Below are 12,246 nucleotides of genomic sequence, written 5' to 3' on the forward strand. Positions count from 1 at the left end.
TTGAATTGCAACGGTATCGCCGGGCCATGCCCGGCGGACCAGACGCCGACCAAGGTCGGCATCTACCAGAAGCGGATCAGCTCGACGCGCTGCGGATCGCCTCCGGCAGCGGTGCGCTCCTGCCGGTCTGCGTATCCATCCACACCACCACTACGTTGCCATCCGAGTACAGCTTTGAGTCGTCCTGCTGGTCGACGATGCGGTGGCCGATGGTCACGCTGCTGTTGCCCAGGCGCTCGACGAACAGCTCGACCAGGATGTCGTTGGGCCACACGATCGGCAGCCGGTAGTTGACGTTGGTCGCGGCCACCACCGGTGCGATGCGGTCGGTCATCGACACGCCTTCAACGCCCAGCATCCAGCGCACGCGGGCTTCTTCCAGATAGGAAATGTACTTGGCGTTGTTGACGTGGCCCATGCTGTCCATGTCGCGCCACCGCACGCTGATCGGGATGCGGGCCAGGATCTTGTGTTCGCTGCTCATCAGGCGTCCTTCTTCTTGCGGGTCGTCGCGGTCTTGCTGGTCTTGCCGGTGCTCTTGGCAGCCACCGCCTTCTTCGCCGGCTTCTCAGGCTTCACCTTGCGTGGCGGACGGGCGTCGGGCTTGTTGGCCACCGCAGCCGGTTGCTCCGGGCGCGCGCTGGTGGAGGGCAGCATGCGGGCCAGGAACTGGCCGGTGTACGACTGCGGGCAGGCCGCCACGTCCTCCGGCGTGCCGGTGACCAGGATGGTGCCACCGCGATGGCCGCCTTCCGGTCCCAGATCCACAATCCAGTCGGCGGTCTTGATCACGTCCAGGTTGTGCTCGATCACCACCACCGTGTTGCCTTCGTCGCGCAGCTTGTGCAGCACGCCCAGCAGCGCTTCGATGTCGTGGAAGTGCAGGCCGGTGGTCGGCTCGTCGAGGATGTACAGGGTGCGGCCGGTATCGCGGCGTGACAGTTCCTTGGACAGCTTCACGCGCTGCGCTTCACCACCGGACAATGTGGTCGCGCTCTGGCCCAGCTTGATGTAGCTCAGGCCGACGTCGACCAGCGTTTCCAGCTTGCGCGCGATCGACGGCACCGGCTCGAACAGCTTCAGCGCATCCTCGACGGTCATTTCCAGCACGTCGTTGATGTTGAAGCCCTTGTACAGGATCTCCAGCGTCTCGCGGTTGTAGCGCTTGCCATGGCAGACATCGCACGGCACGTACACGTCCGGCAGGAAGTGCATTTCGACCTTGATCAGGCCATCACCCTGGCAGGCTTCGCAGCGGCCGCCGCGCACGTTGAAGCTGAAGCGGCCCGGCGAATAGCCACGCGCACGCGCTTCGGGCACCTGTGCGAACAGTTCGCGCAGGGGAGTGAACAGGCCGGTGTAGGTGGCCGGGTTCGAACGCGGGGTGCGGCCGATCGGCGACTGGTCGATGTCCACGACCTTGTCGAACAGGTCCAGGCCATCGATCTCCTTGTAGGGAGCGATCGGATGCGAGGCGCCGTTGATCTCGTTGGCGGCCAGCGAGAACAGGGTGTCGTTGATCAGGGTCGACTTGCCCGAGCCGGACACGCCGGTCACGCAGGTCAGCAGCCCCGACGGAATCGCCAGGTCCACGCCCTTCAGGTTGTTGCCGGTCGCCCCGCGCAGATGCAGGGTCATTTTCGGGTTCGGGGTGTGCCGGCGCGCCGGGATCTCGATCGCGCGCTTGCCCGAAAGGTACTGGCCGGTCAGCGAGCGTGGTGCCTCCAGGATGTCCTGCAGGGTGCCCTGGCCGACGATCTCGCCGCCGTGCACGCCCGCGCCCGGGCCGATGTCCAGCACATAGTCGGCCAGCCGGATCGCATCCTCGTCATGCTCGACCACGATCACCGTGTTGCCCAGGTCACGCAGGCGGGTGAGGGTGCCGAGCAGGCGTTCGTTGTCGCGCTGGTGCAGGCCGATCGACGGCTCGTCGAGCACGTACATCACGCCGACCAGGCCGGCGCCGATCTGGCTGGCCAGGCGGATGCGCTGCGCCTCGCCTCCGGACAAGGTGTCGGCCTTGCGCTCCAGGGTCAGGTAATCCAGGCCGACATCGACCAGGAAGCCGAGGCGTTCGCCGATCTCCTTGACGATCTTCGCGGCGATCTCGCCGCGCCAGCCCGGCAGGCTCAGTTCGCTGAAGAACTTCAGTGCCTCGTCGATCGGCAGCACCACCAGCTCCGGTAGCGGACGATCGGCCACGAACACGTTGCGTGCCGCCTTGTTCAGGCGCGCGCCGTTGCATTCCGGGCACGGCTGTTCGCTGATGTACTTGGACAGCTCCTCGCGCACCGCCGGCGATTCGGTTTCCTTGTAGCGGCGTTCGAGGTTGGGAATGATGCCCTCGAAGCGATGCTTGCGCTGGGTGCGGCCACCGGCTTCGGTGAAGTAGGTGAAGGTGATCGTTTCGTCGCCGCTGCCGTACAGCACGGCCTGCTGGATCTTGGCCGACAGCGAGTTCCACGCGGCGTCCACGTCGAACTTGTAGTGCTTGGCCAGCGAGGCGATCAGCTGGAAGTAGTAGGCGTTGCGACGGTCCCAGCCACGCACCGCACCAGCGGCCAGCGACAGCTCCGGGTGCACGACCACGCGCGATGGGTCGAAGAACTCGGCGATGCCCAGGCCATCGCAGCCGGGACAGGCACCCATCGGTGCGTTGAACGAGAACAGACGCGGTTCCAGCTCCGGCAGCGAGTAGTCGCAGACCGGGCAGGAGTACTTGGAGGAGAACAGTGCCGGCGTGGCGTCGGCGGTGTCCAGGCTCTGCACCGAGGCCATGCCATCGCCGAGCTTCAGCGCGGTCTCGAAGCTCTCGGCCAGGCGCTGCTTGATGTCCTCGCGCGGGCGGAAGCGGTCGATCACCGCCTCGATGGTGTGCTTCTGGCGCAGCGCCAGCGGCGGCACCGCATCGATTTCATGCAGCTCGCCGTCCACGCGCACACGCACGAAGCCCTGCGCGCGCAGCTGGTCGAACACCTGGGCGTGTTCGCCCTTGCGGTCGCGGATGACCGGGGCCAGCAGCATGTAGCGCTGTTCCGGGTCCAGGGTCAGTACCTGATCGACCATCTGGCTGACCGTCTGCGCTTCCAGCGGATAGCCGTGGTCCGGGCAGCGCGGAGTGCCGACGCGGGCGTACAGCAGGCGCAGGTAGTCGTAGATCTCGGTGATGGTGCCGACCGTCGAACGCGGGTTGTGCGAGGTCGACTTCTGCTCGATCGAGATGGCCGGAGACAGGCCTTCGATGTGGTCCAGGTCCGGCTTTTCCATCACGCTCAGGAACTGGCGCGCATAGGCCGACAGCGATTCGACGTAGCGGCGCTGGCCTTCTGCATAGATGGTGTCGAACGCCAGCGAGGACTTGCCCGAACCGGACAGGCCGGTGATCACGATCAGCTTGTCGCGGGGCAGGTCGAGGTCGAGGTTCTTCAGATTGTGCGTCCGCGCGCCGCGGATGCGGATGAAATCCATCGCCATGGGGGATCCGGTTGTGGGGGCGTTGGCTGGGTGCCGGGCCAGCAGGGAACGGCAATCGGTCAGCCTACCGAGGTGACCAGATGGGGGCAATGGGCGACAATGCCAGCCCGATGTCTCACCTGATGAGACAGGCCGACAGCTTTGTGTAGAGCCGGACCATGCCCGGCTGCCTGGGCCCCGGACCGTTCAGCCGGGCATGGCTCGACCCTACAGGGCCGGCCCCCGGGCTGCGCAGGGGTTGACTTGACCCGCGCCCGCTGATCTGCGTACAATTCCGCTCCTGTCCGCCCTCGATGGCGGCAGCTCAGACCACAATAACTACAGAGGAAGGCCTGGTCATGTACGCAGTACTGGTCACCGGCGGTAAGCAATACCGCGTGGCGCAGGGCGAAAAGCTCCGCATTGAAAAGCTCGAAGTCGAAGTCGGCAGCGAGATCAAGTTTGACAACATCCTGATGCTGGGTGACAGCGACGGCGTGAAGCTGGGCGATGCGCTGAAGGGCGCTGCCGTCACCGCCAAGGTCCTGTCCCAGGGTCGTGCTGACAAGGTCCGGATCATCAAGTTCCGTCGCCGCAAGCACCACATGAAGCGTCAGGGTCACCGTCAGTACTACACCGAAATCGAGATCACCGGCATCGCCGGCTAAGCATCAGGAGAAGCAGTCATGGCACATAAAAAGGGCGTAGGCTCCTCGCGCAACGGTCGCGACTCCAACCCGAAGTACCTGGGCGTCAAGATCTTCGGCGGCCAGGCCATCGAAGCCGGCAACATCATCGTGCGTCAGCGCGGCACCCAGTTCCACCCGGGTTCGGGCGTTGGCCTGGGCCGTGACCACACCCTGTTCGCCCTCGTGGACGGCAAGGTGGAGTTCTCGGTCAAGGGCGCCAAGAAGCGTCGTACCGTCAGCATCGTCTCGGCCGACGCCTGATCCAGGCATCGCCGGCACCCATGCCCCGGCATGGCTGTGCTGGATGAAGAGCACGTTGCATGGAGAGCCCCGCTTCGGCGGGGCTTTTCGTTAGAGTGAACGCAAGACCGGCCATGCCGGGTTGTCGGCCCGCGGCCGGCATGACATTCAAGGCGACGGCAGTCAGGCCGCGCCCATCGCAGGCATCGAAACAATGAAACTGGTAGACGAAGCAGAAATCGAAGTGTTCGCCGGCAACGGCGGCAACGGCTGCATTGGCTTCCGTCGCGAGAAGTTCATTCCGCTCGGCGGCCCGGACGGCGGCGACGGCGGTGCGGGCGGCAGCGTGTACATCCGCGCCGACGAAAACCTGAACACCCTGGTCGACTTCCGCCATGAGCGCATCTTCAAGGCGCAGCGCGGCGAGAACGGCATGGGCCGCCAGGCCTATGGCAAGGGCGGCGCAGACCTGACCATCACCGTGCCGGTCGGCACCGTGGTGATCAACGTTGCCACCGATGAAGTCATCGGCGACCTGACCCAGCACGGCGACCGCCTGCTGGTGGCCAAGGGCGGTCGCGGTGGCCTGGGCAACATGCACTTCAAGAGCTCGACCAACCGCTCGCCGCGCCAGGCGCTGCCGGGCGAGCCGGGCGAAGAGCGCACGCTGAAGCTGGAGCTGAAGCTGCTGGCCGATGTCGGCCTGCTGGGCTTCCCCAACGCGGGCAAGAGCACGCTGATCCGTGCCGTTTCGGCGGCAACGCCGAAGGTGGCCGATTACCCGTTCACCACGCTGTACCCGAACCTGGGTGTGGTGAAGGTGGAGAACCACCGCAGCTTCGTGATTGCCGATATTCCGGGCCTGATCGAAGGCGCGGCGGATGGTGCCGGTCTGGGCGCGCAGTTCCTGCGCCACCTGCAGCGCACCCGCCTGCTGCTGCACCTGGTGGACATCTCGCCGATGGAAGGTGGGGTGGAAGGCATTTCCCCGGTCGAGCAGGTGCGTGCGATCGAGCGCGAACTGGAAAAGCACGATCCGGAGCTGCTGCAGAAGCCGCGCTGGCTGGTGCTGAACAAGGCTGACCTGATGTTCGAAGACGAAGCGAAGGCCGCGGCCGAGCAGATCGTCGCCGAGCTGGGCTGGAAGGAGCCGTGGTTCCTGGTCTCGGCGCTGGGCCGCGAAGGCACCTTCCCGATCATGAGCCGGATCATGGCGTTCTTCGATCGCCAGAAGGAAGACGAGCTGGAAGCCCGCAACGCGCAGTGATGCCGTTGTGGTTCCGTGCAAAAACCCGGCTTCGGCCGGGTTTTTTGTTGGGACTGCTTTTGCTGTAGAGCCGAGCCATGCTCGGCTTTCCGCGCAGACGGCAGCCGAGCGTGGGCTCGGCTCTACATAAGCTGGATCGCAGGCAACAAAAAACCCGGCCGAGGCCGGGCTTTTGTCTGCAGCCCAAACCCCGAAGGGCAGGGCGGCAACGCCGGATCAGGCGGCCTTGAGGGCCTTGATGCGGTCGTTCAGGCGGCTCTTATGGCGAGCAGCCTTGTTCTTGTGGATCAGGCCACGCGCGCTGAAGCGATCCAGGATCGGCTGGGCAACGGCGAAGGCGGCTTCGGCGCCGGCGGCATCGTTGGCGTCCAGCGCCTTGATCACTTTCTTGACAGCGGTGCGCAGCATCGAGCGCTGAGCCACGTTGCGCGCGTTGCGCACGACGGTCTGCTTGGCGCGCTTCTTGGCGGACTTGATATTGGCCACGGTGGTGGTTTCCTGAAAAAATCGGTGTTATGGGAACAGCAAGCTAGCTAGTATGATGGCCCGAGAAATGCACGTCAAGTCGATTGTCAAGAGGGACGCTGAGTGAGTTCACCGAAGATGTTGCGAGGCCTGCTGTCGTTCAGCAGCATGACCATGGTCTCGCGGGTGCTCGGACTTGTCCGGGACCAGGTGATCACCACCACGTTCGGCACCAATGCGGTCACCGATGCGTTCTGGGTTGCCTTCAGGGTACCCAATTTCCTGCGCCGGTTGTTCGCCGAAGGCTCTTTCGCCACCGCTTTCGTGCCGGTGTTCACGGAAGTGAAGGAAACCCGCAGCCACGCCGAACTGCGTGAGTTGATGGCCCGCACCGCCGGTACCCTGGGTGGGGTGCTGATGCTGGTCACCGCCGTGGCGCTGATCTTCGCACCGCAGCTGGCCTCGGTCTTCTCAAGCGGCGTTGATACCGACCCGGTGAAGCAGGGCCTGCTGATCGACCTGTTCCGCCTGACCTTCCCGTTCCTGTTGTTCGTCTCGCTCACCGCGCTGGCCGGCGGCGCGCTGAACAGCTTCCAGCGCTTCGCCATGCCGGCGCTCACCCCGGTCATCCTCAACCTGTGCATGATCGCCGGTGCGCTGTGGCTGGCCCCGCGGCTGGGCGGCACTCCAGAGAAGCAAATCCTGGCACTGGGCTGGGCGGTACTGGCCGCCGGTATCCTGCAGTTGCTGTTCCAGCTGCCCTCGCTGAAGGGCATCAACCTGCTGACCCTGCCGCGCTGGGGCTGGCGCCACCCGGGCGTGCGCAAGGTGATGACGCTGATGGTGCCGACCCTGTTCGGCTCGTCGGTGGCGCAGATCAACCTGCTGCTGGACACCGTCATCGCGGCCAAGCTGACCGATGGCTCGCAGTCCTGGCTGTCGCTGGCCGACCGCTTCCTGGAGCTGCCGCTGGGCGTGTTCGGCGTGGCGCTGGGCACGGTGATCCTGCCGGCGCTGGCCCGCCACCACGTGAGTACTGACCGCGAGGGCTTCTCGCGCTCGCTGGACTGGGGCCTGCGCATGACCCTGCTGATCTCGGTGCCGGCCATGCTGGGCCTGCTGCTGCTGGCCGAGCCGCTGATCGCAACCATCTTCCAGCACGGCCAGTTCAGCGCCTTCGATACCCGCATGACCGCGCTGTCGGTGTACGGCCTGAGCTTCGGCCTGCCGGCGTTCGCCCTGTTGAAAGTGGTGCTGCCGGCGTTCTACGCCCGCCAGGACACCAAGACTCCGGTCCGTGCCGGTGTGGCCGCGCTGGTGGCCAACATGGTGTTCAACTTCGCGCTGCTGGCCGTGCTGTACCAGGTGATGGTGCCCGATGAGCTGAAAGCGCAGGGCGTAATGGCGGCCATCGGCAAGCAGCCGGGCCTGCACCTGGCGCTGGGCATTGCCAGCGCACTGTCCAGTTACCTGAACCTCGGCCTGTTGTGGTACTGGCTGGGCAGGACCGACGTCTACCAGCGCCGGCCGGGCTGGGGCGGCTATCTGCTGCGCCTGCTGCTGGCCTGTGCGGCCATGGTTGGTGTGCTGCTGGCCCTGTTGCACTGGCTGCCAGCGTTCTCCGCGATGGGTGTCTGGGAGCGGATCGGCAGCCTGTCGCTGCTGGTCGGCGGTGGCGGTGCGACCTACGCGGTGGCCATGCTGGCGATGGGCTTCCGCCCGCGCGACCTGCGTGGGCATTGATCGCGGCCTGTGGCGGCTATACTTCAGGGTTACACCATTGAAGCGGCGGCCCCGGTCGGGCCGGAACGAGAGTTGATGAGCAGGCTGTTCAGAAGCGTCGAGGGCGGGGAGCTGTTCCCGAACGGAAGCGTGGTCTGTATCGGTGCATTCGACGGCCTCCACCTGGGTCATCGTGCGCTGGTCCGCCACGCGGTTGCCCGCGCGCGCGCCTTGGGCGTGGCCGCGGTGGCCGTGGCGTTCGAGCCGCTGCCGCGTGAATTCTTCGCCCAGGGCACGCCGCCGCCGCGGCTGACCCTGGCCCGCAGCAAGGTCGAGATCCTGCGCGAGCTCGGTGTCGATGCGATCGGCCTGCTGCGTTTCGACGCGGCAATGGCGGCGATGCCGGCCGAGACCTTCGTGCACCAGCTGCTTGTCAATCGCCTGAGTGCGCGTGAGGTCTGGATCGGGCCGGAGTTCTGCTTCGGCAACCGCCGTCGCGGCGACCTGGCCCTGCTGCAGAAGATGGGCGCCGAACTGGGCTTCACCGCGGGTGAAATCGAAGCGGTCGACCTGCATGGCGAGCGCATCTCCAGCACCCGCATCCGCCAGCTGCTGCAGGAGGGCGACTTCGCCCGCGCCAACGATCTGCTGGGCCGACCGTACGCGATCAGCGGCCGGGTGGTGCGCGGGCGCCAGCTCGGCCGTACGCTGGGCTTCCCCACCGCCAACCTGCGTTTCCCGAAGACCCCGGCGCTGTCGGGCATCTACGCGACCTGGGTGCACGGCGTGTTCGACCAGCCGTGGCCGTCGGTGTCCAGCTTCGGCACGCGGCCGACGGTGGAGGGCGTGGAGCCGCTGCTGGAAGCCCACCTGTTCGATTTCCAGGGCGACCTGTACGGTCGACACATCGAAGTGGAATTCGTCGCCAAGCTGCGCGACGAAGAGAAATTCAATGATCTGGCGGCCCTGACCGACCAGATGCACCGCGACGCCGAACAGGCGCGCGCCATCCTTTCCGAACATAGATTGCGAGCCACTGCGTGAGCCAGGACTACAAGACCACCCTGAACCTGCCAGCCACCGAATTCCCGATGCGCGGCGACCTGCCCAAGCGCGAGCCGGGCATTCTGGCGCAGTGGGAAGCGCAGGGGCTCTACCAGCAGCTGCGCGACAACGCCGCCGGCCGCCCGCTGTTCGTGCTGCACGATGGCCCGCCGTACGCCAACGGCCGCATCCACCTCGGCCACGCGGTCAACAAGATCCTGAAGGACATCATCGTCAAGTCGCGCTACCTGGCCGGCTTCGATGCGCCCTACGTGCCGGGCTGGGACTGCCATGGCCTGCCGATCGAGATCGCGGTCGAAAAGAAGTGGGGCAAGGTCGGCACCAAGCTCGACGCCGTTGAATTCCGCCAGAAGTGCCGCGAGTTCGCCGAAGAGCAGATCAACATCCAGCGCGTGGACTTCAAGCGCCTGGGTGTGACCGGCGACTGGGACAACCCGTACAAGACCCTGAGCTTCGACTTCGAAGCCAACGAGATCCGTGCGCTGGCCAAGGTCGTGGCCAATGGCCACCTGGTCCGCGGCGCCAAGCCGGTGTACTGGTGCTTCGACTGTGGCTCGGCGCTGGCCGAGGCCGAGATCGAGTACCAGGAAAAGGAATCGCCGGCGATCGACGTGGCCTACGCCGCGCGTGATGCGCAGGCCATCGGCCAGGCGTTCGGCGTGAGCGTGCCGGCCGACGTCGAAGTGGCGGTGCCGATCTGGACCACCACCCCGTGGACGCTGCCGGCCTCGCTGGCGGTATCACTTGGTGCGGAGATCAACTACGTCCTGGCCGAAGGCCCGGCGCACAACGGCAAGCGCCGTTGGCTGGTGCTGGCTGCCGCGCTGGCCGAGCGCGCACTGCAGCGCTACGGCGTGGACGAAGTGGTGCTGCACGGTGAAACCACCGGCGCGGCGCTGGAAAACCAGCTCCTGGCGCATCCGTTCTACCCGGAACGCGGGATCCTGGTGCTCAACGGCGACCATGTGTCCGACGAGGACGGTACCGGTGCGGTGCATACCGCCCCCGGCCATGGCCAGGAAGACTTCGTGGTCAGCCAGAAGTACGGCCTGCTGGACAAGTACAACGCCGGCCAGGTGACCCCGATCGACGGCCGTGGCGTGTACCTGGAATCGACCCCGCCGGCCGGTGACGTGGTGCTGGCTGGCCAGCACCTGTGGAAGGCGCAGGAGGCCATCGTCGGCGTGCTGCGCGACAACGGTTCGCTGCTGGCGTTCCATCCGATCCGCCACAGCTACCCGCACTGCTGGCGCCACAAGACGCCGGTGGTGTTCCGCGCCACTCCGCAGTGGTTCATCTCGATGGACAAGGCCAACCTGCGCAACGATGCGCTGGCCGCCATCGACACCGTCGGCTGGTTCCCGACCTGGGGCAAGGCGCGCATCCAGAGCATGGTCGACGGTCGTCCGGACTGGACCATCTCGCGCCAGCGCACCTGGGGTGTGCCGATCGCACTGTTCACCCATCGCCAGACCGGCGAGATCCACCCGCGTTCGGTGGAACTGATGCAGCAGGTCGCCGACCGCGTCGAAGCCGAGGGCATCGACGTGTGGTATTCGCTGGATGCTGCCGAACTGCTGGGTGCCGAAGCGGCCGACTACGAGAAGGTCACCGACATCCTCGACGTCTGGTTCGATTCGGGCGTGACTCATGAGGGCGTGCTCGCCGCGCGTGGCTTCGGCAAGCCGGCCGATCTGTACCTGGAAGGTTCCGACCAGCACCGTGGCTGGTTCCAGTCCTCGCTGCTGACCGGCGTGGCGATCGACAAGCGCGCCCCGTACAAGCAGTGCCTGACCCATGGCTTCACCGTGGACGAGCACGGCCGCAAGATGTCCAAGTCGCTGGGCAACGGCATCGAGCCGCAGGACATCATGAACAAGCTGGGCGCGGACATCCTGCGCCTGTGGATCGCCTCGGCCGACTACAGCAACGAGATGTCGCTGTCGCAGGAGATCCTCAAGCGCAATGCCGACGCCTACCGTCGCCTGCGCAATACCGCACGCTTCCTGCTCGGCAACCTGGACGGTTTCGATCCGGCCCAGCACCTGCAGCCGCTGGATCAGATGGTCGCGCTGGACCGTTGGATCGTGCATCGCGCGTGGGAGCTGCAGGAGAAGATCAAGGCGGCCTACGACGGCTACAACATGGCCGAGATCGTGCAGCTGCTGCTGAACTTCTGCAGCGTGGACCTGGGCTCGCTGTACCTGGATGTGACCAAGGACCGCCTGTACACGATGCCGACCGATTCGCACGGTCGCCGTTCGGCGCAGAGCGCGATGTACCACATCGCCGAAGCGTTCACCCGCTGGGTCGCACCGATCCTGACCTTCACCGCCGACGAGCTGTGGGGCTACCTGCCGGGCGAGCACGCCGGCCACGTGCTGTTCACCACCTGGTACGACGGCCTGGCGCCGCTGCCGGCCGATGCGCAGCTCAACGCCGCCGATTTCGACCAGCTGCTGGCTGTGCGCGAGCAGGTGGCCAAGGTGCTGGAACCGATGCGCGCCAACGGTGCCATCGGTGCCGCGCTGGAAGCGGAAATCACCATCGCCGCCAGCGAAGAGCAGGCCGCGCGCTGGCAGCCGCTGGCCGATGAACTGCGTTTCCTGTTCATCAGTGGTGACGTGCAGGTGCGTCCGGCGACCACCGACGAGGTGTTCGTCAGCGCCCAGCCGACCACCAAGGCCAAGTGCGTGCGTTGCTGGCACCACCGCGCCGACGTCGGCAGCAATGCCGATCATCCGGAGCTGTGCGGTCGCTGCGTGAGCAACATCACCGGTGCCGGTGAAGTGCGGAGCTGGTTCTGATGGCCGCGCCCCGTCCACATCCGAACGCCCTGGTCTGGCTGCTGCTGTCGGCGGCCATCATCGGCCTGGACCAGTGGTCCAAGGCCTGGGTCCTGTCGAGCCTGCCGGAGTTCCAGCCGGTGGTGGTCATCGATGGCTTCTGGAACTGGTACCGCACCTACAACACCGGTGCGGCGTTCAGTTTCCTGAGCGACGCCGGTGGCTGGCAGAAGCACTTCTTCACCGTGCTGGCGATCGTCATCAGCGGCCTGATGGCCTGGTGGCTGCGCGGCACCGCCCGTGGCAACTGGAAGGCGGCCGTGCCGTATGCGCTGATCATCGGCGGCGCGATCGGCAACGTGATCGACCGCCAGGTGCATGGTCATGTGGTCGATTTCATCCAGTGGTACGTGGGCAGCTACACCTGGCCCTCGTTCAACATCGCCGATTCGGCCATCGTGGTGGGTGCCATCGGCATCGCCCTGTTTGGCCTGTTCGACGGCAAGTCCGCCAAAAAGGCGGATAATGCCAATCCGAAACCGTAAGCCGGCCGCTGCCG

Annotated in this window: 10 protein-coding genes; 7 read left to right on the forward strand and 3 right to left on the reverse strand. The window is 65.9% G+C overall.

Features of this window, described 5'->3' with window-relative positions; all coding sequences use genetic code 11:
• Positions 1 to 76 precede the first annotated feature (76 nt).
• Together ARC63_RS05090 and uvrA are read right to left on the reverse strand one after the other, a co-directional pair.
• A complete protein-coding gene (locus tag ARC63_RS05090) occupies positions 77 to 484 on the reverse strand; it encodes an acyl-CoA thioesterase (protein ID WP_010483330.1) in 408 nt (135 codons plus the stop codon).
• Positions 484 to 3,474, reverse strand: coding sequence for an excinuclease ABC subunit UvrA (gene uvrA, locus ARC63_RS05095; protein ID WP_043396729.1), 2,991 nt, complete (start codon positions 3,472 to 3,474; stop codon positions 484 to 486). Before uvrA ends, ARC63_RS05090 begins: the two co-directional genes overlap by 1 nt.
• A gap of 338 nt (positions 3,475 to 3,812) precedes the next feature.
• On the opposite strand from uvrA, the gene rplU reads away from it, so the two are divergent.
• The 3 genes from rplU (at position 3,813) to cgtA (ending at position 5,649) form a co-directional block, all read left to right on the forward strand.
• Positions 3,813 to 4,121: a 50S ribosomal protein L21 gene (gene rplU, locus ARC63_RS05100; RefSeq protein ID WP_005408557.1), complete on the forward strand. Its 309-nt coding sequence runs from the start codon at positions 3,813 to 3,815 to the stop codon at positions 4,119 to 4,121.
• Positions 4,122 to 4,139: 18 nt separating this feature from the next.
• Positions 4,140 to 4,403, forward strand: coding sequence for a 50S ribosomal protein L27 (gene rpmA, locus ARC63_RS05105; RefSeq protein WP_005415704.1), 264 nt, complete (start codon positions 4,140 to 4,142; stop codon positions 4,401 to 4,403).
• A gap of 193 nt (positions 4,404 to 4,596) precedes the next feature.
• Complete coding sequence (gene cgtA / locus ARC63_RS05110) at positions 4,597 to 5,649, forward strand: Obg family GTPase CgtA (RefSeq protein ID WP_057502697.1); 1,053 nt, start codon at positions 4,597 to 4,599, stop codon at positions 5,647 to 5,649.
• Between the two features lie 216 nt (positions 5,650 to 5,865).
• Here the strand turns inward: cgtA and rpsT are convergent, their stop codons facing one another.
• The gene (rpsT, locus tag ARC63_RS05115) at positions 5,866 to 6,135 is read right to left on the reverse strand and encodes a 30S ribosomal protein S20 (protein WP_005408560.1); all 270 of its coding nucleotides are present in this window, start codon (positions 6,133 to 6,135) and stop codon (positions 5,866 to 5,868) included.
• Between the two features lie 117 nt (positions 6,136 to 6,252).
• On the opposite strand from rpsT, the gene murJ reads away from it, so the two are divergent.
• The 4 genes from murJ to lspA all read left to right on the forward strand — a co-directional run bounded on the left by murJ (position 6,253) and on the right by lspA (position 12,232).
• On the forward strand, positions 6,253 to 7,857 hold the full coding sequence (gene murJ / locus ARC63_RS05120) for a murein biosynthesis integral membrane protein MurJ (protein WP_057502698.1): 1,605 nt from the start codon (positions 6,253 to 6,255) through the stop codon (positions 7,855 to 7,857).
• A gap of 75 nt (positions 7,858 to 7,932) precedes the next feature.
• The gene (locus ARC63_RS05125; protein WP_010483316.1) at positions 7,933 to 8,880 is read left to right on the forward strand and encodes a bifunctional riboflavin kinase/FAD synthetase; all 948 of its coding nucleotides are present in this window, start codon (positions 7,933 to 7,935) and stop codon (positions 8,878 to 8,880) included.
• Positions 8,877 to 11,708, forward strand: coding sequence for an isoleucine--tRNA ligase (ileS, locus tag ARC63_RS05130; RefSeq protein WP_049411378.1), 2,832 nt, complete (start codon positions 8,877 to 8,879; stop codon positions 11,706 to 11,708). Before ARC63_RS05125 ends, ileS begins: the two co-directional genes overlap by 4 nt.
• Positions 11,708 to 12,232 (forward strand): signal peptidase II, encoded by a 525-nt coding sequence (lspA, locus tag ARC63_RS05135; RefSeq protein ID WP_010483311.1) that lies wholly within the window; start codon positions 11,708 to 11,710, stop codon positions 12,230 to 12,232. The genes ileS and lspA overlap by 1 nt, the downstream gene beginning before the upstream one ends.
• Positions 12,233 to 12,246: the final 14 nt, after the last annotated feature.

It is taken from the genome of Stenotrophomonas geniculata ATCC 19374 = JCM 13324 (assembly GCF_001431625.1).
GTDB classification, from domain to species: Bacteria; Pseudomonadota; Gammaproteobacteria; order Xanthomonadales; family Xanthomonadaceae; genus Stenotrophomonas; species Stenotrophomonas geniculata.